This is a genomic window from Micromonospora eburnea, assembly GCF_900090225.1.
Lineage (GTDB): Bacteria > Actinomycetota > Actinomycetes > Mycobacteriales > Micromonosporaceae > Micromonospora > Micromonospora eburnea.
The window spans coordinates 6,639,885-6,660,259 of the sequence record NZ_FMHY01000002.1; the positions used below are offsets into that span (position 1 = coordinate 6,639,885).

Annotated in this window: 19 protein-coding genes; 12 read left to right on the plus strand and 7 right to left on the minus strand. The window is 72.1% G+C overall.

The window, feature by feature from the left end; genetic code table 11:
• The first annotated feature begins 47 nt into the window (after positions 1-47).
• The 6 genes from GA0070604_RS29015 to pstB all read left to right on the plus strand — a co-directional run bounded on the left by GA0070604_RS29015 (position 48) and on the right by pstB (position 6,403).
• Positions 48-899 carry a polysaccharide deacetylase family protein gene (locus tag GA0070604_RS29015; protein WP_091125675.1) on the plus strand — a complete coding sequence of 284 codons (852 nt, stop codon included), beginning with the start codon at positions 48-50 and terminating at the stop codon, positions 897-899.
• 93 nt (positions 900-992) lie between these two features.
• Positions 993-1,919, plus strand: coding sequence for a mycothiol synthase (gene mshD / locus GA0070604_RS29020; protein ID WP_091125679.1), 927 nt, complete (start codon positions 993-995; stop codon positions 1,917-1,919).
• 365 nt (positions 1,920-2,284) lie between these two features.
• The gene (pstS, locus tag GA0070604_RS29025; protein ID WP_091125682.1) at positions 2,285-3,391 is read left to right on the plus strand and encodes a phosphate ABC transporter substrate-binding protein PstS; all 1,107 of its coding nucleotides are present in this window, start codon (positions 2,285-2,287) and stop codon (positions 3,389-3,391) included.
• A 44-nt stretch (positions 3,392-3,435) separates the two neighbouring features.
• Positions 3,436-4,521: a phosphate ABC transporter permease subunit PstC gene (pstC, locus tag GA0070604_RS29030; protein WP_091125686.1), complete on the plus strand. Its 1,086-nt coding sequence runs from the start codon at positions 3,436-3,438 to the stop codon at positions 4,519-4,521.
• Complete coding sequence (gene pstA, locus GA0070604_RS29035) at positions 4,518-5,606, plus strand: phosphate ABC transporter permease PstA (RefSeq protein WP_091125689.1); 1,089 nt, start codon at positions 4,518-4,520, stop codon at positions 5,604-5,606. Before pstC ends, pstA begins: the two co-directional genes overlap by 4 nt.
• A gap of 20 nt (positions 5,607-5,626) precedes the next feature.
• A complete protein-coding gene (gene pstB / locus GA0070604_RS29040; protein WP_091127492.1) occupies positions 5,627-6,403 on the plus strand; it encodes a phosphate ABC transporter ATP-binding protein PstB in 777 nt (258 codons plus the stop codon).
• Between the two features lie 80 nt (positions 6,404-6,483).
• Here the strand turns inward: pstB and GA0070604_RS29045 are convergent, their stop codons facing one another.
• A complete protein-coding gene (locus GA0070604_RS29045; RefSeq protein WP_091125691.1) occupies positions 6,484-7,671 on the minus strand; it encodes an epoxide hydrolase family protein in 1,188 nt (395 codons plus the stop codon).
• A gap of 62 nt (positions 7,672-7,733) precedes the next feature.
• Here GA0070604_RS29045 and GA0070604_RS29050 point away from each other — a divergent pair, with 62 nt between their 5' ends.
• The gene (locus GA0070604_RS29050; RefSeq protein WP_091125694.1) at positions 7,734-8,690 is read left to right on the plus strand and encodes a helix-turn-helix transcriptional regulator; all 957 of its coding nucleotides are present in this window, start codon (positions 7,734-7,736) and stop codon (positions 8,688-8,690) included.
• Positions 8,691-8,700: 10 nt separating this feature from the next.
• On the opposite strand, the gene GA0070604_RS29055 is transcribed toward GA0070604_RS29050, so the two are convergent.
• Positions 8,701-9,522, minus strand: a complete 822-nt coding sequence (locus GA0070604_RS29055; RefSeq protein ID WP_091125698.1) for an NUDIX hydrolase — start codon at positions 9,520-9,522, stop codon at positions 8,701-8,703.
• Between the two features lie 142 nt (positions 9,523-9,664).
• Between GA0070604_RS29055 and GA0070604_RS29060 the strand changes: the two genes are divergently transcribed.
• Positions 9,665-10,657, plus strand: a complete 993-nt coding sequence (locus GA0070604_RS29060) for a Gfo/Idh/MocA family protein (protein WP_091125701.1) — start codon at positions 9,665-9,667, stop codon at positions 10,655-10,657.
• 55 nt (positions 10,658-10,712) lie between these two features.
• Here the strand turns inward: GA0070604_RS29060 and GA0070604_RS29065 are convergent, their stop codons facing one another.
• Positions 10,713-11,717, minus strand: a complete 1,005-nt coding sequence (locus tag GA0070604_RS29065) for an inorganic phosphate transporter (RefSeq protein ID WP_091125704.1) — start codon at positions 11,715-11,717, stop codon at positions 10,713-10,715.
• A gap of 4 nt (positions 11,718-11,721) precedes the next feature.
• Positions 11,722-12,348, minus strand: coding sequence for a DUF47 domain-containing protein (locus tag GA0070604_RS29070; RefSeq protein WP_091125708.1), 627 nt, complete (start codon positions 12,346-12,348; stop codon positions 11,722-11,724).
• Between the two features lie 399 nt (positions 12,349-12,747).
• Here GA0070604_RS29070 and sigJ point away from each other — a divergent pair, with 399 nt between their 5' ends.
• Positions 12,748-13,701, plus strand: a complete 954-nt coding sequence (gene sigJ / locus GA0070604_RS29075) for an RNA polymerase sigma factor SigJ (protein ID WP_091125712.1) — start codon at positions 12,748-12,750, stop codon at positions 13,699-13,701.
• 8 nt (positions 13,702-13,709) lie between these two features.
• On the opposite strand, the gene GA0070604_RS29080 is transcribed toward sigJ, so the two are convergent.
• A complete protein-coding gene (locus GA0070604_RS29080; RefSeq protein WP_091125717.1) occupies positions 13,710-14,216 on the minus strand; it encodes a DUF402 domain-containing protein in 507 nt (168 codons plus the stop codon).
• 126 nt (positions 14,217-14,342) lie between these two features.
• Here GA0070604_RS29080 and GA0070604_RS29085 point away from each other — a divergent pair, with 126 nt between their 5' ends.
• Complete coding sequence (locus tag GA0070604_RS29085; RefSeq protein ID WP_091125721.1) at positions 14,343-16,478, plus strand: ATP-dependent DNA helicase; 2,136 nt, start codon at positions 14,343-14,345, stop codon at positions 16,476-16,478.
• Positions 16,479-16,781: 303 nt separating this feature from the next.
• On the opposite strand, the gene GA0070604_RS29090 is transcribed toward GA0070604_RS29085, so the two are convergent.
• Positions 16,782-18,050 carry an AI-2E family transporter gene (locus GA0070604_RS29090; protein WP_091127493.1) on the minus strand — a complete coding sequence of 423 codons (1,269 nt, stop codon included), beginning with the start codon at positions 18,048-18,050 and terminating at the stop codon, positions 16,782-16,784.
• Positions 18,051-18,220: 170 nt separating this feature from the next.
• Here GA0070604_RS29090 and GA0070604_RS29095 point away from each other — a divergent pair, with 170 nt between their 5' ends.
• Both GA0070604_RS29095 and GA0070604_RS32815 read left to right on the plus strand, forming a co-directional pair.
• Positions 18,221-18,568 carry a GroES family chaperonin gene (locus GA0070604_RS29095; RefSeq protein WP_091125724.1) on the plus strand — a complete coding sequence of 116 codons (348 nt, stop codon included), beginning with the start codon at positions 18,221-18,223 and terminating at the stop codon, positions 18,566-18,568.
• Positions 18,569-18,648: 80 nt separating this feature from the next.
• Positions 18,649-18,816 (plus strand): hypothetical protein, encoded by a 168-nt coding sequence (locus GA0070604_RS32815; protein WP_167363591.1) that lies wholly within the window; start codon positions 18,649-18,651, stop codon positions 18,814-18,816.
• Between the two features lie 66 nt (positions 18,817-18,882).
• On the opposite strand, the gene GA0070604_RS29100 is transcribed toward GA0070604_RS32815, so the two are convergent.
• The gene (locus GA0070604_RS29100) at positions 18,883-20,373 is read right to left on the minus strand and encodes a PrsW family intramembrane metalloprotease (protein ID WP_091125728.1); all 1,491 of its coding nucleotides are present in this window, start codon (positions 20,371-20,373) and stop codon (positions 18,883-18,885) included.
• Positions 20,374-20,375 lie beyond the last annotated feature (2 nt).

Sequence of the window (20,375 nt, forward strand, 5' to 3'; positions counted from 1 at the left end):
GGGGCGACGACGGATCCGTACCGGAATCCGAGCGGGCGGGGATACTGATGCCCGCCACGACACTACGCGCGGCCGGGATCGTGACCCTGGTGGCGGCCGCGCTGCTCGGCTCGGCGTACGCGCTCGGCCGCAGCCTGATACCCGAGGCATCGCCGCGGGCCACCTCGGTCACGGCCGACGACCCGCGCTACGCGGACCAGCCCCCGGAGACGGACCCCACACCGCCACCGACGGCCTCCAGCAGCCCGAGCCCGCAGAGCCGTGCCGAGCAGCGGCAGTTGGTCCGCGAAGGGGACGGGCCGTTCGGCAGCCTGACCACCACCGAATCCTCCCGGGTCGCGTTGACCTTCGACGACGGACCGGACCCGCAGTACACGCCGCAGGTGCTCGCGCTGCTCAAGGAGTACGGCGTCAAGGCCACCTTCTGCCTGGTGGGCGAGAACGTGCAGAGCTACCCGGAGCTGGTCCGGGACATCGTGGCGGACGGGCACACCCTCTGCAACCACTCGTGGGAGCACGACCTGAGCCTGGGCCAGCGGTCGTCGGACGCCATCCGGGCCGACCTGCGCCGCACCAACGAGGCGATCCTGTCGGCGGCGCCGAACGCACGGATCGCGTACTTCCGGCAGCCCGGCGGCAACTGGACCGCCCCGGCCGTGTCAGTCTGCGAGGACCTGGGCATGACCCCGCTGCACTGGGCGGTCGACCCGTCCGACTGGCAGGTGCCCGGCGCGGCGCAGATCACCAGGGTGGTCATGACCGAGACCGGACCCGGCTCGATCGTGCTGATGCACGACGCCGGTGGCGACCGGACGGGCACCGTCGCGGCGTTGCGGAACCTGCTGCCCGAGCTGATGAGCCGGTACCAGTTGGAGGCCCTGCCGACCGGCACCACGTGACGGCCAGCCCGACCGGCACCACGTGACGACCGCCACGGGCCGGTTCACGGGTCCGGGACGAGCGGGGGCGGGCCGGCCCGCTACGGTGACGGAATGAGCAGCACGGAGCCGACCGTCGACCGAGTCGCCCGCGCCGACCGGCTGGCTCCGGTCGAGGTGGCCGAGGTGCTGGCGCTGGCCCGCACCGCCGGGGACGCGGACGGGGCCGACCCGCTCGACGAGCACGTGCTGCTGCGGCTGCGGGACCCGGAGGCGCCGGCCGTGCACCTCACCGCCCGGGCCACCGACAACACCCTCACCGGGTACGCCCACCTCGACACCACCGATCCGGCGGGCGGCATCGGGGTGGAGTTGGTCGTGCATCCGACGTACCGGCGGCGGGGCACCGGGCGGGCCCTGGCCCGGGGGGTGCTGGCCGCGGCGTCCGGCCCGCTGCGCGCCTGGGCGCACGGCGATCACCCGTCCGCCGCCGCGCTCGCCGTGGACCTGGGCTTCGCCCGCGCTCGGGTGCTCTGGCAGCTGCGCCGCCCGCTGACCGCGGCGCTGCCCGAGCCCGTCCTGCCCGACGGCGTGCAACTGCGCGCGTTCCGTCCAGGCGAGGACGACGACGCCTGGCTGGCACTGAACAACGCCGCCTTCGCCGAGCACCCGGAACAGGGCCGGTGGACCCGGGCCGACCTGCGGGTACGCCTGGCCGAGCCGTGGTTCGACCCGGCCGGTTTCCTGCTCGCGGTGGACTCGGCCACCGGACGGCTGCTCGGCTTCCACTGGACCAAGGTCCACGAGCGCCCCGGCTCGGCCCGGATCGGCGAGGTCTACGTGCTCGGCGTGAGTCCGTCGGCGCACCGGGGCGGGCTCGGCCGGGCGCTCACCACCGCCGGGCTGGCCCACCTGCGGGACCGGCGGGGGCTGGACCGGGTGATGCTCTATGTCGACGAGTCCAACACCCGTGCGGTCGCCCTCTACGAAGGGCTCGGCTTCGCTCGCTGGTCCGCCCACGTCAACTACCAGCTCGGCTGACGGACGAGCGACACCCGGCGCCGCGTACCGGCGAGCGGTCGGCGTCCCGTAACGGCTGAGCGGCCAGCGCGTACGTACCGGTGAGCGGTCGGCGGCGCATCACGGTGGCGTCACGGCCAGGTTCCGGCGCGGTCACGGCCAGCCCGACATGAGCGGATAAAGGGGACACCTCCCCGCCAGTTTACGTAATGGACAATCCGCCCTCAGCAGACCGTCGCCTGGCGGAGCGTGCCTGTTCACCCCCTGTTCACTTCCCACGGGCGAGCCGGCTACCTGGCACTTCTAGCTTTCGTACCAGCCGGTCAGCGCCGGCACCCGGGCCAACCCGGGCGACCTGACCAAAGATGTGAAGGGAAACCCCTCAGGTGAAGCTCCAGCGGCACGGTGCCATTGCCTGCCTCGCTCTTTCCGCGGTGCTCGGTCTCAGCGCCTGCGGCTCGGACAACAACGAGCCCTCCACGGACGCCTCGGCCTCCGGGTCGGCCGCCGCCGCCGACTGCGGCAAGGGCACGCTGAACGCGCAGGGCTCCTCCGCCCAGAAGAACGCGATGGCCGAGTGGATCAAGGCGTACCAGCAGAAGTGCGCCGGCACGACGATCAACTACGAGCCCACCGGCTCCGGCGCCGGCATCGAGGCCTTCATCGCCGGCACCGCCGACTTCGCCGGTTCCGACTCCGCCCTGAAGGAGGCGGAGCAGCCGAAGGCGGACGCCAAGTGCACCGGCGGGCAGGCCCTCAACCTGCCGATGGTGATCGGCCCGGTGGCCGTCGTCTACAACGTCAGCGGCGTGGACAACCTCCAGCTCACCCCGGCCACCCTGGCGAAGATCTTCGCCGGCAAGGTGACCAAGTGGGACGACCCGGCGATCAAGGCCGACAACCCGGACGCCAAGCTGCCGGCCACCGCGATCCAGGCTGTGCACCGCTCCGACGAGTCGGGCACCACCGACAACTTCACCAAGTACCTCTCCAAGACCGCCGAGGCGGACTGGACCTTCGGCAACGCCAAGGCGTGGAAGGCTCCGGGCGGCGTGGGCGCGGCCAAGTCCGACGGTGTGGCCAGCAAGGTCAAGAGCACCGACGGCACCATCAGCTACGTCGAGTGGTCGTACGCCGAGAACGCCAGCCTGAAGATGGCCAAGGTCAAGAACGGTGCCGGCGAGTGGGCCGAGCTGACCGCCGAGTCGGCCGGCAAGGCGATCGCCGGGGCCAAGATCGAGGGCCAGGGCAACGACCTGAAGATGTCGATCGACTACAACACCACGGAGGCCGGGGCGTACCCGATCGTCCTGGTGACCTACGAGATCGTCTGCAGCAAGGGCATCGCCGCCGAGAAGCTGCCGCTGGTCAAGGGCCTGCTGAGCCACGCCGCCAGCGCCGAGGGCCAGAACTCGCTGACCGAGCTGGGCTACGCGCCGCTGCCCGACCCGGTCCGCACCAAGGTCGAGGCCGCGGTCAAGAGCCTCGCCTGACCCGCTGACCGACACCACCTCCTCAATACGAAGCGAGCGAGCAGATGGGTGATAACCCTCACCGCTCGGCGCACGCCGGCACCGGCGGGACCCGCGTGGCCACGAGCCACGAGGGACCTGCCGGTGCCTCGGCGCGTGTGGCCGAGCGTCCCGGTAACCCTCGTAGGACCGACAAGGCCCTGGGCGGCGGCGGGGCCCTGCCCCGGGCCCGGGCCTTCGGCGCGGAACGGGCGTTCCGTGGCCTGACCCTGGCCGCCGGCACCGCCGTGCTGGTCGTCATCGCGGCGATCGCGATCTTCCTGATCGCCAAGGCGGTTCCGGCACTGCGGGCGAACACCGAGTCGTTCTGGACCTACGAGGGCTGGTTCCCGAACGAGAACCCGCCGAAGTTCGGCATCGGCGCGCTCGCCTTCGGCACCGTGCTCAGCTCCGCGCTGGCGCTGCTCATCGCGGTGCCGGTCGCGCTGGGCATCGCCCTCTATCTCTCGCACTACGCCCCGCGCCGGCTCGGCAACACCCTCGGCTTCCTGATGGACCTGCTGGCCGCCGTGCCCAGCGTGGTCTTCGGTCTCTGGGGTCGCGACTACTTCGCGAAGCCGGTCGCCGACCTGTCGGCCTGGCTGCACAAGTACTTCGGCTGGATCCCGATCTTCGGCGAGGGCCCGTACGGCAGCTCGATCCTGCTGGGCTCGCTGGTGCTGGCGATCATGGTGCTGCCGATCATCACCTCGCTCTCCCGCGAGGTGTTCCGGCAGACCCCGACCGCCAACGAGGAGGCCGCCCTCGCGCTGGGCGCCACCCGCTGGGAGATGATCCGCACCGCCGTCCTCCCGTACGGCCGTCCGGGCGTGATCGCCGCGGTGATGCTCGGCCTGGGCCGCGCGCTCGGCGAGACCATCGCCCTGGCGCTGACGCTCGGCTCGACGTACGCCATCTCGTTCAACGTTCTGGAGAGCGGCGGCAACTCGATCGCGGCGAACATCGCGAACCGGTTCGCCGAGGCGAACGCCACCGGGCGGGGCGCGCTGATCGCCTCCGGCCTGGTGCTCTTCGCGATCACGCTGATCGTCAACATCACCGCCCGGGCGATCATCCACCGCCGCCGCGAGTTCACGGAGGCAGCGGCATGACCAGCACCGTCACCTCCCACCGCCCGCAGCCGCCGGCACGGCCGGTCACGCTGCGGGCAAACCGGCTTCCCGCGTACGCCGTGCCGGCCATCGCCGTCGCGGCCCTGCTGCTCGCCGCCGGCATCGTGTACGGCGCCGGCATCGGCGGCCCGGTCCTGGTCGTGGTCGTCGGCGCGCTCCTCTACCTGGCCGGCCTCTTCGTCGCCACGAACGCGGTGGAGGGGCGCCGGTCCGCCCGCAACCGGACCTGGAGCGCGCTGATCCACTCCGCCTTCGTGCTGGCGGTGCTGCCGCTGGCCTCGGTGGTCTGGACCCTGGTCAGCAAGGGCGCCGAGCGGCTGGACGCCGACTTCTTCCTCACCTCGATGAACAACATCGGGGCGCGGGACGCGAACGGCGGCGCGTACCACGCCATCGTGGGCACGCTGGAGCAGGTCGGCATCGCCACGCTGATCACCGTCCCGCTGGGCGTGCTCTGCGCCATCTACGTGGTCGAGTACGGCCGGGGCCGGTTCGCCTTCGCCATCCGCTTCTTCGTCGACGTGATGACCGGCATCCCGTCGATCGTCACCGGCCTGTTCGTGCTGGCGTTCTGGGTGCTGGTCGTCTCGCCGTGGTTCAACGACGGCCAGCCGGGCTTCTCCGGCTTCGCCGCCGCGCTGGCGCTGAGCGTGCTCATGCTGCCGACCGTGGTCCGCTCCACCGAGGAGATGCTCCGCCTCGTCCCGGCTCCGCTGCGCGAGGGCGCGTACGCCCTCGGCGTGCCGAAGTGGAAGACGATCCTGCGGATCGTGCTGCCGACCGCGCTGCCCGGCATCGTCACCGGCATCATGCTCGCCATCGCGCGGGCGGCCGGCGAGACCGCCCCGGTGCTGCTCGTCGCGGGCGGCGGCGCGGCGATCAACTTCAACCCGTTCGAGAACAACCAGTCGTCGCTGGCCCTCTTCGTCTACCAGCAGGCCGGCGAGGCGTCGAAGTACTCGCCGGCTCGGGCGTGGACCGCGGCGCTGACCCTGGTCGCCCTCGTCCTCATCCTGACCGTCGCGGCGAAGTTGCTGGCCCGCCGCAACCGGCTCGGCCGATGAACCCCGGAGGTACCACCACCATGGCCAAGCGCATCGAAGCCACCAACGTCACCGCGTACTACGGCGCGTTCAAGGCGATCGAGAACATCAACCTGACCGTCGAGCCGAAAACGGTCACCGCCCTGATCGGCCCCTCGGGCTGCGGCAAGTCCACCTTCCTGCGCTCCATCAACCGGATGCACGAGGTGCTGCCCGGCGCCCGGGTCGAGGGCAGCCTGACCATCGACGACCAGGACATCTACGACCGGGACGTGGACGTCACCGCGGTCCGCCGGATCATCGGCATGGTCTTCCAGCGGCCCAACCCGTTCCCCACCATGAGCATCTTCGAGAACGTGGTGGCCGGCCTTCGCCTCAACGGTGTGCGGAAGAAGTCGATCCTGGAGGAGGCGGCCGAGAAGGCACTGCGCTCGGCGAACCTGTGGGACGAGGTGAAGGACCGGCTCGGCAAGCCGGGCGCCGGGCTCTCCGGTGGCCAGCAGCAGCGCCTCTGCATCGCCCGGACCATCGCGGTCGAGCCGCAGGTGGTGCTGATGGACGAGCCCTGCTCGGCGCTGGACCCGATCTCCACGCTGGCCATCGAGGACCTGATGTTCCAGCTCAAGGACAAGTTCACCATCATCATCGTGACGCACAACATGCAGCAGGCCGCCCGGGTGTCGGACCGGACCGCCTTCTTCTCGATCGAGAAGACCGGCGACCCGGGCCGGCTGATCGAGTACGACAACACCCAGAAGATCTTCAGCAACCCGAGCCAGAAGAAGACCGAGGACTACATCACCGGCCGTTTCGGCTGAGGTGCAAGGAGGGGCCCCCTGTTAACGCCTCGCGTTGTAAAAGGGGCCCCTATTAACACCCCGGCCTCGGGGAGCAGCGCTCAACGCAGCTTTGCGAAGAACTGCCGGAGGTCCCGCACCAGCAGATCCGGCACCTCGTGGGCGGCGAAGTGGCCGCCCCGGTCGTACGTGTGCCACGAGACGATGTTCTTGTGGTCCCGCTCCGCGAGGGTACGGATCGACTGGAAGTCCCAGGCGAAGTTGGCCAGCCCGAGCGGCACCGTGGTCGGCTCCAGCGGTTCCGTGCCTCGGCCGTTGACCTTCTGCGTCGGGTGCACCACCTCGGCGTCCTCGTAGTAGTAGCGGGCCGAGGAGGCGGCGGTGTTGGTCAGCCAGTAGATGGTCGCGTTCGCCAGCACGTAGTCGGGGTCGAGTTGCTCCCCCATCAACTGGGCCACCCAGCCGAGCAGGCCGGCCGGCGAGTCGGCCAGCGCGTGCGCGACGTTCTGCGGCTCGGTCGAGTGCAGTTTGTCGTAGCCGCCCCGCCGCTGGACGAACCAGTCGGCGAACGTCACCTTGCCCCGCTCCTCCTCGCTGAGTGCGGCGAGTTCGTCGGCGTCGCCGGACGGCAGCGAGAAGACCTGGGTGACGTGTACGCCGAGCACGTGCTCCGGGTCGGCCCGGCCCACCTCCGGGCTGACGAAGGCGCCGAGGTCGTTGCCGGCCGCGCCGTAGCGGTCGTACCCGAGGCGGCGCATCAGCTCGGCCCAGGCCCGGGCCACCCGGAAGCGGTTCCATCCCCGCTCCCGGGTCGGCCCGGAGAAACCGAACCCCGGCACCGACGGGATGACCAGGTGAAAGGCGTCGGCCGGTTCGCCACCGTGCGCCCGGGGGTCGGTGAGCGGGCCGATCACGTCCAGCCACTCGACCACGGTGGTCGGCCAGCCGTGGGTGAGGATCAGCGGAGTGGCGTCCGGCTCGGGCGAGCGGACGTGCAGGAAGTGCACGTTCTGCCCGTCGATCTCGGTGGTGAACTGCGGGTACGCGTTGAGCCGGTTCTCCCAGGCCCGCCAGTCGTACGCCGTCTGCCAGCGCTCGACGAGCCGCTGCACGTAGCCGCGCGGCACGCCGTACTCCCAACCGGGCGGGACCGGGCCGGTCGGGGAGGCCGAGGGGTCGGCGGGGAGTTCCTCGGCCCAACGGGTTCGGGCCAACCGGTCGGCGAGGTCGTCGAGCTCGGCCTGCGGGACGTCGATACGGAACGGGCGGATCGCGGTGTTGTCAGCCATGCCCCGAGCGTAGAGATCAATTAGGAACACTTCGTTCCTAAAGATCCGGCAGAATCCGGAGAATGCTGGAGACCTCGGCGCGGCTGCTGCGCCTGCTGTCGCTGTTGCAGACCCCGCGTGAGTGGACCGGAGCCGAGCTGGCCGAGCGCCTCTCGGTGAGCACCCGGACAGTCCGCAACGATGTGGAGCGGCTGCGTGCCCTCGGCTACCCGGTGCACGGCACCCGGGGCGCGGTGGGCGGGTACCGGCTCGGCGCGGGGGCCGCGCTGCCCCCGCTGCTCCTCGACGACGAGGAGGCGGTCGCGGTGGCGGTCGGGCTGCGTACCGCCGCCGGGGGCGGCGTCGCCGGCATCGAGGAGACGTCGCTGCGGGCGCTCGCGAAGCTGGAACAGGTCCTCCCCCACCGGCTGCGGCGCCGGGTCAACGCGCTGCACACGCACACCGTGCGGGTGCCGCACGACGCGCCCGGCCCGACCGTCGACGCGGACACGCTCCACACGATCGGCGCCGCCTGCCGGGACCGGGACCGACTGCGCTTCGACTACGTCCGGCACGACGGCACCGCCGACCGGCGGGACGTCGAGCCGTACCGGCTGGTCAACTGGGGCCGCCGCTGGTACCTGGTGGCCTTCGACCCGGCACGGGACGACTGGCGGACCTTCCGGGTGGACCGGATCACGCCGCACACTCCGACCGGTCCCCGATTCCCGGCCAGGGAACTGCCCGAGGACGTCGTGGACCGCGTCCGACGCGGCGTCTCGGCGGCGGCCTGGCGGCACCGAGCCCGGGTGCTGGTGCACGCGTCGGCCGAGGTGGTGGCCGAGCGGATCAATTCGGCCGTCGGCACCGTCGAGCCGATCGGTCCGGATAGCTGCCTGCTGCACACCGGCGCCGACCGGCTGGAGACGATCGCGGTGTGGCTCGGCCTGCTGGACGCCGACTTCACCGTCCAGGACCCGCCGGAACTGGCCGAACTGCTGCGTACCCTCGGCGAGCGCTACCTGCGCGCGGGCGGCTGACGGGCGGCGGTCAGTCCGGCACGAACCGGGGTTCGCCGTTGAGGTCGAGGCGAGGGGTGACCGGGGTGGCGGCGTCGCGGGTCGCGGCGGCCCGGGCCACGCCGGACAGGTCACCGGCGGCGGCGACCTCGGCCAGGGTGACCACGGTCGGCGGCAGCATGTTCAGCTCGCCGGCCTCCGCCCGGGCCAGGGCGTCCGCCGGCCGGATCCACAGCGTACGGTCGGCCTCGCCGGAGACGTCCCGGGTCCGCTGCCCCTCCGGCAGCAACGCCACGAAGAAGTACGTGTCGAAGCGGCGCGGCTCGAACTCCGGTGTGATCCACCGGCTCCAGGGCAGCAGCAGGTCGGACCGGAGGGTGAGCCCCCGGCCGGCCAGCAGGTCGGCGAAGCCGGACCGGTGGGCCTCCAGATCCTGCCGGGCGGCCTCCCAGTCGTCCCCGCTCACGTCGCCCACCACGGTCGCGGCGTCCGGACCGGCCAGCAGCACGCCGGCCTCCTCGAACACCTCGCGGGCGGCGGCGCAGACCACCGCCTGGGCGTCGTCCGGAGCAAGCCCGAGGCGGTCCGCCCACTCGGCCGCGCCCGGACCGGCCCAGCCCAGGTGCGCCTGCGAGTCGGAGCGGTCCACCCCGCCGCCGGGGAAGGCGTACATCCCGCCGAAGGCCATCGCGGCGACCCGGCGGATGAGGTACGCCTCGAACTCGGCGCCAGCGGGGCGGAGCAGCAGCACGGTGGCGGCGACCCGGGGTACGGCCGGCACGCCGCCCTCGGCGTAGAAGCGGCGGGCGTGCTCCACCAGGGCGGGGGGTGCGGCGAAACCATCGGTGGTCATCCCGCGAGCCTAGTTCGAGATAAGTGGATCATGGTGGGGCGGAGCAGGTGAGCTTGCCTCGGGATGGGGGGTGGGGAAGGCTCTGATCTCGCGGGCAGGGAAGTGCCGGAGCAGCCGGCGGCCCGCCGGGTGGAGGGGTGACATGGTCCAAGGAATCAGCACCGGGAAGACGCGCTGGGGAATCCTCTCCACCGGGTGGATCGCCGCCCGGTTCGCCGAGGACCTGCGGCTGGTGCCGGGGGCGGAACTGGTCGCGGTCGGCTCACGTACGCGGGAGAGCGCCGAGCTGTTCGCGGCCCGGCACGACGTGCCCCGGGCGTACGCCTCCTGGGCGGAACTGGCCGCGGACCCGGACCTGGACGTGATCTACGTGGCCACCCCGCACGCCGCGCACCACGAGGCGGCCCTGGCCTGCCTGGCCGGCGGCAAGGCCGTCCTGGTGGAGAAGCCGTGCACCCTCGACCTGACCACCAGCACCGAACTGGTCCAGGCGGCACGCGCCCGCGACCTCTTCCTGATGGAGGCCATGTGGATGCGATGCAATCCGACCATCCTGCGGGTGCTTGAGCTGGTCGCGGAGGGGGCGATCGGCGAGGTGACCCAGGTACGCGCCGACTTCGGTGTGGCCGGGCCGTTCCCGCCGGAGCACCGGATGCGGGCCCGGACGCTGGGCGGCGGCGCGCTGCTCGACCTCGGGGTCTACCCGGTGAGCCTGGCCCACCTGCTGCTCGGCGTGCCGCAGCACACGCACGCCTGGGCGAAGCTGAGCCCCGAGGGCGTGGACGAGAACACCGGCATCGTGTTCGGCTGGGACTCCGGCGCGGTGGCGACGCTGAGCTGCGGAATGGTCGGGGCCACCGCGATCACCGCCTCGATCACCGGCACCTCCGGTCGGATCGACCTGCCCGAACCGTTCTTCCGGCCCGGGTCGGCGGTGCTGCACCGGCCCGGCGCGGAGCCGCAGACCATCCCGGCCGACCTGACCGGCAACGGCTACCAGTACGAGGCCGCCGAGGTGCAGCGGTGCCTGGCCGCCGGGCTGGTCGAGAGCCCGCTGGTCCCGCACTCGGCCACGCTCGAGGTGATGGCCCTGCTGGACGACATCCGCGCCCGGGTCGGCGTCTCCTACGCATGAAAGGAGGGGCCCCTTGTTAACAGGCGTCTGTTAACAAGGGGCCCCTCCTTGCACCTCAGAACAGCGGGCGGACCAGCAGGTACGCCAGGCAGGCGATGGCCGCGGCGGCCGGGAAGGTGATGATCCAGGCCATCACGATGTTGCCGGCCACGTTCCAGCGGACGGCGGAGAGCCGCTTGGTCGCGCCGACGCCCATGATCGCCGAGGTGATCGTGTGGGTGGTGGAGATCGGAGCCTGCAGCACCTGGGCGTTGAAGTAGAGCACCGCGCTGGCGACCGTCTCGGCCGCGAAGCCCTCTGGCGGGCCCAGGTCGATGATCTTGCGGCCGAGGGTACGGATGATCCGCCACCCGCCCGCGTAGGTGCCGGCCGCGAGCATGGCCGCCGAGGTCCAGTACACCCACTGCGGAATGTGGGTCGTGTTGGACTGGAACCCGCCGGTGTAGAGGGCCAGCACGATGATGCCCATGGTCTTGGCCGCGTCCTGCATGCCGTGGCCCACCGACATCGCGGCGGCGGAGACGGTCTGCGCCCAGCGGAAGCCCCGGTTGAGCTTGCCCGGCTGTCCCTTCCGGAAGAGCCACAGGATCCCCAGCATCACCAGGAAGCCGAGCACCAGGCCGACCACCGGCGAGAGCACCATCGGGACGATGACCTTGTCGACGATGTTGCCCCACTGCACCACGCCGTCGGCGGCGAAGAGGGTCGCCCCGACCAGACCGCCGAAGAGGGCGTGCGAGGAGGACGACGGCAGGCCGAAATACCAGGTGATCAGGTTCCAGGCGATCGCGCCGATCACGCCGGCGAAGACCACCCCGAGGCTGGTCACCCCGGTGGGCAGGGTGACCAGGCCGTCGCCGACCGTCTTGGCCACCTTGGTACCGAAGTGCGCGCCGACGAAGTTGCCGACGGCCGCCAGGGCGAGGGCGACCCGCGGGGTCAGCGCCCGGGTGGAGACGCTGGTGGCGATCGCGTTGGCCGCGTCATGAAAGCCGTTCGTGTAGTCGAACGCCATGGCGGCCACGATCACCGCCAGCACGGCGATGAGTTCGGGACTCACGGGATCAGGACTCCTTGACCGCGATGGTCTCGACGGTGTTCGCCACATGCTCGAAGGCGTCGCAGGCGGCCTCCAGCTCGTCGGCCACCTCCTTCATCTTCAGCACCGTGAGCGCGTCGTACTCACCGGAGAAGAGGCGGACAAGCAGCATCCGGTACGCCTGGTCGCCGTCGTTCTCCAGGCGGTTGCACTCGATCCAGTAGGGCTCAAGGTTCTTCATCGACCGCAGCTGCGGCATCGCCTCGGCGGTCAGCCTCGCCTGCTGGTCCAGCACGTTCACCAGCTCGTGCAGCTCGCGCGGCAGCGCGGGGAGCTTGGTCAGGCCGTACAGGTAGAGCAGGTTGCCGACCGCCTCCAGGTGGTCCATCACGTCGTCGAGCAGCGAGCCCAGCCGGTAGATGTCCTCCCGGTCGAACGGGGTGATGAAGGTAGAGTTGATCTTCTTGTACAGCTCGTGGGTGATCTGGTCGCTGTCGTGCTCGACCTCGGTCAGCCGCTCGCTGACCGACTGGACGTCGACACCGGGCAGCGCCAGCTCGTTGAGGAGTTCGGTGCCCCGCACGAGGTTCTGCGCAGCCCTGGTGAAGAGCTCGTAGAAGGCGCCCTCGGTGGGACGGAAGGAAAACTTCACAGCACGGACCTCGTCGTGTCGGTGGAAGGGTGGGCCGCCGCCCCACTGGGCGCCTGCAGAGGGCATGCTAGGTACCCCACCGAACCGGGCATCAGTCGGCCTACCCCTGGTCAGGCCCGATTTACCGCCAGTTAACCCGCCGTTCACCTACCTCATCGGCCTCCCGCTTCCGCCCCTCCCGCCGCGCCTCGAAACCCCCATCCAGATACCCCCGACCCCCCGCCCCAACCCCCTCGCCGAAGCTCCCGCCGATCGGAAGTTGCGGCACCGGTCGAACCGGGCAGAAGAGGATGAGCCGGCCACCACCACTTCATGATCGACGCCGGCGGAGGCGGGGCGGGGGCAAGGTGGGGGCAAGGTGGGTGGTGAGGAGAATGGGGTTGGCGGGAGGGAGCGGATATGGGGGACCTGGCGGCGGAGTTCGAGGCGGAACGGGGGCACCTGCTGGCGGTCGCGCACCGGATGCTGGGCACCCGGAGCGAGGCCGAGGACGCGGTGCAGGAGACCTGGCTGCGGTACGCGAAGGCGCTCGCCGACCCCACCGACCGGGCCCAGATCCGCGAGCTGCGCGGCTGGCTGACCACCACCTGCTCGCGGATCTGCCTGGACGTGCTCCGCTCCGCTCGGGTACGCCGCGAGGCGTACCCCGGCCAGTGGCTGCCGGAGCCGGTGGTGGCCGAGGTGCCCGCGGTGGACGGCTTCGCCCCCGACCCGGCCGAGCGGGCCGTACGCGCGGAACAACTCGGCACCGCCCTGCTGGTGGTGCTGGAGCGGCTGACCCCGGAGCAGCGGGTGGCGTTCGTGCTGCACGACGTCTTCGCTGTGCCGTTCGTCACCATCGCCGACGTGCTCGGCACCACCGCCGTCGCCGCCCGGCAGCTCGCCTCCCGGGCCCGCCGTGCGGTCAGCGCGCCCGACGCCCCGCGGCACACCGCCGACCTGGCCGAGCAGCGGCGGGTGCTCACCGCGTTCGCGGCCGCCGTGGAGTCCGGAGACCTGGACCGGCTGGTCCAGGTGCTCGCCCCGGACGTGGTGATGATCGGCGACGGTGGCGGGCACATCCCGGCGGCCCGCCGGCCGGTGATCGGCGCCGTCGCCGCGGCCCGCCTCGTTCTCGGTCTCTTCGGCCAGGCCACCCGGCGGGGCGGCCGGCTCGCGGTCCGGCCCGTGCTGGTCGACGGCGCGCTCGGCTGGCAGGCGGAGACGGTGCTCCGGGGGCAGCCGGTCCGCATGGTCACCTCGTTCGCCGTGCACGACGGCCGGGTCACCGGCGTGTTCAACCAGGTCAACCCGGAGAAGGTGGCCCACCTGGCCGGGCTCGGGGCGGACGCCGGCTGGCCGCCGCGCTGGTAGCGGCCGGCTCAGACCACCAGGGCCAGCCACTTCCGGTACGACGTGGCGAACGGCTCGGTGCCGTCCCCGAGCGCGACGAGGAGCCGGCGGGCGGCGGCCTCCGCCTCGACGACCACGTCGTCCGGGTAGCCGAAGCGCGCCCGGTTCTCGGCGAACTCGTCCTCGTCGCGCAGCTCGACGATGCCGGTCTCCCGGCGGCGGACCACGTCCAGGTCGAGGTCGATCAGGTGGACCGTGCTCTCGCCGTCCCACCGTGCCGGGGTGGTGATGTCGCAGTAGACCTCGCTGGTCCGCGGCGGCGGGTTGAACATGCCGGTCCACCAGCCGTGCCGGGGCACCAGCAACACGAACGGGATCTGCTCGACCGAGGGCCGGCCGTGGTAGACCGATTCGGTGCCGGCCGGCACGCCGAGCCACACACCGAGGTCGTCCTCGGCGAGCCGGCGGGCGGGGTAGTCACGGTGGGCGCTGCCGTCGTACTTGCGGTAGATCACGCGGACCACATCGCTCGGCATGACTGGCACCCTAACCGATTCCGGCCACGCGACGCGATCGGCAGGTAACCGGACGCGATCCGACCGGACCGCGCCACGAAGCGGTTCGACGCGACCCCTGTCAGCGGCGGCGGGTACGGTCGCACGGTGACCCTGCCCCGTACCGCCACCGGTCCCACCGTCCGAAAGAAGCGCCGGGGCAACCGGCCCAGCGGCGGCGAACTGCTGGCCGCGGCGATCGGCGCGGTCCCCGGCGGCGCGGCCCGCCCCGGCCAGCAGCAGATGGCCGAGGCGATCGAGCAGAGCATCAGCTCCGGCGAGCACCTGCTGGTCCAGGCCGGCACCGGCACCGGCAAGTCGCTGGCGTACCTGACCCCGGCGCTGACCGTGGATGGCCCGGTGGTGGTCTCCACCGCCACCCTGGCGTTGCAGTCCCAACTGGTCGATCACGACCTGCCCCGGCTGGCCGACGCGGTGGAGTCGCTGCTCGGCCGCCGTCCGACCTTCGCGGTGCTGAAGGGCCGGCACCACTACCTGTGCCTGGCCAGGTTGGACAGCTCCACAGAGGAGGAGCCGGAGGACACCCTCTTCGACGCACCCCGGCCCGGCGGCGGCACCAAGTGGCTCGGCGAGGCGGGCCGGCTCGGCAAGCAGATCCAGCGGCTGCGCGACTGGGCGGAGAAGACCGCCACCGGCGATCGGGACGAGTTGGATCCGGGGGTCGACGACCAGGTCTGGCGGACCGTGTCGATGCCGGCGCGGGAATGCGTCGGCGCGGCCCGCTGCCCGTTCGGGCAGGAGTGCTTCGCCGAGGCGTCGCGGGCCCGGGCCCGCGAGGCCGACATCGTCGTCACCAACCACAGCCTCCTCGCCGTCGACATGCTCGCCGGCCGGCACATCGTGCCGCCACACAAGCTGCTCATCGTCGACGAGGCGCACGAGCTGGCCGACCGGGTCTCCTCAGCGGCCCAGGCCGAGCTGGTCCCGGAGCTGATCGACAGATCCGCCCGCCGGGCCCGGCCGCTGCTGCGCCCGGAACTGGCCGAACGGCTCACCGAGGCCGGCGACGCCCTCGCGGTGGGGCTGGCCGAGGTGCCGGCCGGGCGGCTCACCGCCGGGCTGCCGCCCGCGCTACGCGAGGCGTGCACACTGCTGGACGGGGCCACCCGGGCGGCGTTGGAGTCGATCGGCGACGTCAAGTCCGACGACCCGGACCCGGTCCGCAAACAGCAGGCCAAGGCGGTGCTGGACGAACTGTCCAGCACCGCGCAGCGGCTGCTGGAAGAGGCCGACCACGACGTGGCCTGGGTGGAGAAGCCGGAGAACGGCAGCCGCCGCGCCCTGGTGGTCGCGCCGCTCTCCGTCGCCGGCACCCTCGCCACCCACCTGTACGACGAACGTACGGTGGTCGTCACGTCGGCCACCCTGGCGCTGGGCGGGCGCTTCGACACGGTCGCCCGCGCGCTGGGGCTGGACGCGCCACCACCCGCCCCGCCATCCCCGGCCGCCGCCGCGCTGGCCGCCACGGCCGCTGCCGGTCGGCCCCGGACCGGGGCCGCGGACACCGAGGGCAGGCAGAGCGCAGCCGGCACGGCACCGGCCACCGAGGGGCCCGGTTGGCGTTCGCTCGACGTCGGCTCGCCGTTCGACTACGCGCGGCAGGGCATCCTGTACGTCGCCGCACACCTGCCCCGCCCCAGCGTCTCCGGGCTGCCCGACGCGGCCGGCGAGGAGCTGTTGGCACTGGTCGGGGCGCTCGGCGGGCGTACCCTCGGGCTCTTCTCCTCGCGGCGGGCCGCGCAGCAGGCGGCGGAGCTGCTCCGCGCGCGGACCGACCTGCCGGTGCTGCTACAGGGCGAGGAGGCGCTGCCGCTGCTGGTCCGCCGGTTCCGGGAGGAGCGGGAGAGCTGCCTGTTCGGGGTGATGTCGCTCTGGCAGGGGGTGGACGTGCCGGGTGACTCCTGCCAGCTCGTGGTGATCGACCGGCTGCCGTTCCCCCGGCCCGACGAGCCGCTGGCCGCGGCCCGCGCGGCGGCGGTGGACGCCGGCGGCGGCTCCGGTTTCGCCGCGGTCAGCGTGCCGATCGCGGCGGTCCGGCTGGCCCAGGGCGTCGGCCGGCTGATCCGGGCCACCGGCGACCGGGGGGTGGTGGCGGTGCTCGACTCCCGGCTGGAGACCGCCCGCGGCTACGGACCGTTCCTGCGCCGCTCGCTGCCGCCGTTCTGGTACACCACCCGGTCCGACGTGGCCCGGGGCGCACTGGAACGGCTCGGCCGCTCCTGACCGGCCGCCTCTCGGCAGCCGGACCCGCCCGCGTTGATCAACCGCCGCCCGCGTTGATCAACTCCACGTGCGGCACACCGTGGTCTCCGCAGAGCCACCCGCGTTGATCAACTCCACGTGCGGCACACCGTGGTCTCCGCCAGCCCGGAGACCGCACGTTGCCGCAACCCGCGCTGATCCACTCCAGATGCCGCACATCGCGGTCTCCGCCCAGCCACCCGCATTGATCAACTCCACGTGCCGCACATCGTGGTCTCCGCCAGCCCGGAGACCACACATTGCCGCACCTGGAGTTGCCAAGACCTAGGGAGCCTGGGAGGCCACCACGACGGCGTCCGGCGGGGTGTCCGGCACGGTCCGGGCGGCGAGCCGGCGGATCGCGGTGTTGAGCACCGCGATCAGCGGCACCGCGACCAGCGCGCCGGCGATGCCGGCGAGGACCACCCCGGCCGCGATCCCGATGATCACGGCGAGCGGGTGGATGGCCACCGCCCGACCCATGATCAACGGCTGGAGCACGTGCCCCTCCATCTGCTGCACGCCGATCACCGCACCCAGAATGATCAACGCGGTCACCGGGCCGCTGTCCACGAGCGCGACCAGCACGGCCACCCCGCCGGAGAGCGCCGCCCCGACGATCGGGATGAACGCCCCCAGGAAGACCAGGGCGGCCAGTGGGAACGCGAACGGAATGTCGAAGATGACCAGGAAGACGCCGATGCCGACGGCGTCTATGAAGGCGACCAGCACGGTGGCCCGGACGTACGCGCCCAGCGTCGCCCAGGAGGCCCGGCCGGCGTCATCGACCTTCCAGCGGGCGGCCACCGGCAGCAACCGGACCAGGAACCGCCAGATCTTGTTGCCATCGCGCAGGAAGAAGAAGGTCGCGAAGAGCACCAGGACGGTGCCGGTCAGCACCTCGGCCAGCGTCGCCGTGGCGGAGAGGGCGCTGGTGGTGACCGTCTTGGAGTTGCCGGTGATCCAGGTCTGCGCCTCGTCGATGTAGTGGTTGAGCTGGCTGTCCGAGACGTGCAGCGGGCCCGTCCTGAGCCAGTCCTGGATCTGCCGTACGCCCTGCGACGACTTCTCGCTCAGCTCGGGCACGCCCCGGATGAACTCGTTCACCGCCAGGGTGAGCGTGCCGACCACCGCGGCCAGGCCGCCGACCAGCACCACACCGGTCGCCAGCGAGCGCGGGAAGCGGGCCCTGAGCAGCCAGCCGACCGCCGGGGCGAGCAGCGCGGAGAGCAGCAGCGCGATCGCCAGCGGGATGATCACGATGCGGATGGTGCCGACGATCCTGAGCAGCGCCCAGGCGACGATGCCGATCGCGATCAACCGCCAGGACCAGGCGGCGGCGATCCGCAGCGCGTGCGGCACGTCGGCGTCGTCCTGGCTGGCGGTCGACGGGTGCGGGGCGCTCGACGGTTCCGGACCGGCCGTGGTCGCCGCTCCCGCAGTCGCCGGGCCCGACGGAATGTCCGGCTCCCCCGGCGCGTCCACGGGGTCGACCCGGCGGGCCCGGGCCGACGCGCGGCCCGAATCGTACGCGCGGCGGAGCCGTCCGCGCATCCGCTCGAAGCGGCTCAAGCGCACCTCCCGGAAACTGGTCCGCCCACGGCACAGGGGGGACAGAATAGTCGTCCGTCCCACCCTAGGTCGGGTCCGCCACACATCGCCCCTGCCCCATTCCGGCCAACCACGCCGACGATCGACCGTGGCGTACGCGGTAGCGTCTTCGCGTGACCGTCGACCAGAACCTCGACTCCGGCCTGCCGATCCGTCTGCTGCACGACCGCGTGCTGGTGCGGACGGAGGGCAGCGACGGGGAACGCCGATCCACCGCCGGCATCGTGATCCCGGCCACAGCAGCGGTGGGCAAGCGACTGGCCTGGGCGACCGCCGTGGGGGTGGGCCCGAACGTGCGCTCCATCGTCTCCGGGGACCGGGTGCTCTTCGACCCCGACGACCGCTCCGAGGTCGAACTGCACGGCCGGGCGTACGTCCTGCTGCGCGAGCGCGACGTGCACGCGGTCGCCGCCGAGCGGGTGGAGAAGGAGCCCTCGGGCTCGACCGGCCTCTACCTGTAGCCCCGCCCCGCCCACCCGGGCGTCGTTTGCCGCGCTGCCCGGCGGGAAGCCCAGGCACCACAGCGCCCTGGGGAGGGACCATGCCGATTGTGCTCAAAAAGCTACTGGCCTGGGGACTCGTCGCGTTCCTGATCTACTACGTGGCCTTCCGCCCGAACGGCGCGGCGCAACTGGTCAAGACGATCGGGGCGGGCCTGATGGCCATCGCCCAGGGCATCGGCGACTTCCTCACCAGCCTGATGGGCTGACCCCACGCCCTGGCCGGCGCCGCGCGTTCCGGCACCGGGGTCCAGGGGGGGTGCGGCTGGGGCCGGTCAGCCGCCGGGGTGCCAGGGCCCGGCAGGAGGGTGGGTGCCGTACCAGCCGGGTGGGCCGTAGCCGGCCGGGTGGGTCGGGGGCGGCGGTGGCGGGGTCAGCACCACCGGGATCGGCACCACCGGCTCGTCCGGGGCCTCGACCGCGCGCCGCGACCCGTCCGGGAACCGCAGATGGTAGTGCCGCCCATCCCAGATCCCGATCGGCGCCTGCGGGTCGCGGCCCACGAAGAACGCCCGGTACGCGCCGATCGAGTCCAGCAACTCCCGCTCCTCCCGCGCCGTCCGGTCCCGTTCGGCCGGCGTCCGGTCCAGCCCTCGGCGCATACCGTCACGCAGCAGCGCCAGCCGGGTCGCGGCGAACTGGTAACCCCGCATCGCCTGCACTCCGCCCTCGCCGGCCACCCGCCGGGCCCAGGTACGCGCGGCGTGCCGCCGGCCGAGGCTGCCCAGTGCGGCCACCTCCGGCGGGGTGAGCCAACCGGCCCGTACATAGTCCGGCAGGGTGCGCTCGGTGAGCCGCCCCTCCCAGGCGCGCAGCCAGATCGCCAGCCCCACCATCGCGAAGAAGATCGGCACCATCACGCCGATGTAGCCGTACAGGACGATGACCGGCTGCCCGGTGGCGACGGCCAGCGAGGGCAGCAGGTTCCAGGTGCCGTGCAGCATCATCGCCACCAGCAGGCCGGCGATCGGGGCGAGAACGCGGACCCGCCGGTCGGCCGTACGGGCGGCGATGCCCAGCCCCACCCCGGTCATCGAGGTGAACAGCGGGTGGGCGAAACCGAAGAGCAGGATCCGGACGATGAAGATGGCGATCACCTGTTGGGCGCCGGTGGCCGGGCCGTACTCCTCGACGCCGGCCCGGTAGCCGTACCCGCCCAGGTAGAGGATGTTCTCCACCATGGCGAACCCGATCGCGGAGAGCCCGCAGTAGACCAGCCCGTCGGTGATCCCGGAGAACTCCCGGCGACGGAAGATCAACAGCAGGATCGGGAAGGCCGCCTTGGTCAACTCCTCGATGAACGGGGCGACCAGCACGGCGGTCAGCGCCGCTGGCAGCCCCCAGTGCTTGAACAGGCTGGCAAAGGCCTCGTTGACCGTCAACGAGATCGACGTCGCGACGAACGCGCCCCAGACGAAACAGAAGATCAGGTACGGCAGCGGCTCGGGTTCGTACCGGTCCAGCCAGAGGAAGCAGGCGACCAGCACCGGCACCGGCAGGATCGCCGCGATCACCCCGACCAGCAGGGCCTGCGGGCCCAATCCGGTGCCAAGCGTGTAGAGAATGAAGACCGCGCCGGCGGCGATCACCACCAGAAGCCCGACGAGGGCCACGATCCGCCACCAGTTCAGCTGGCGCTTCGGCAACCGGGGAGTCGACGACCCCGGCGGCGGGAGGGCGGGCACGGGCGGCGGCGGGGCTCCGCCGGGCGGGGTGTCGGCCATGGCGTCAGCGTAGTCACCCGCGCCGCTCTGGTTCGGCCGCATCG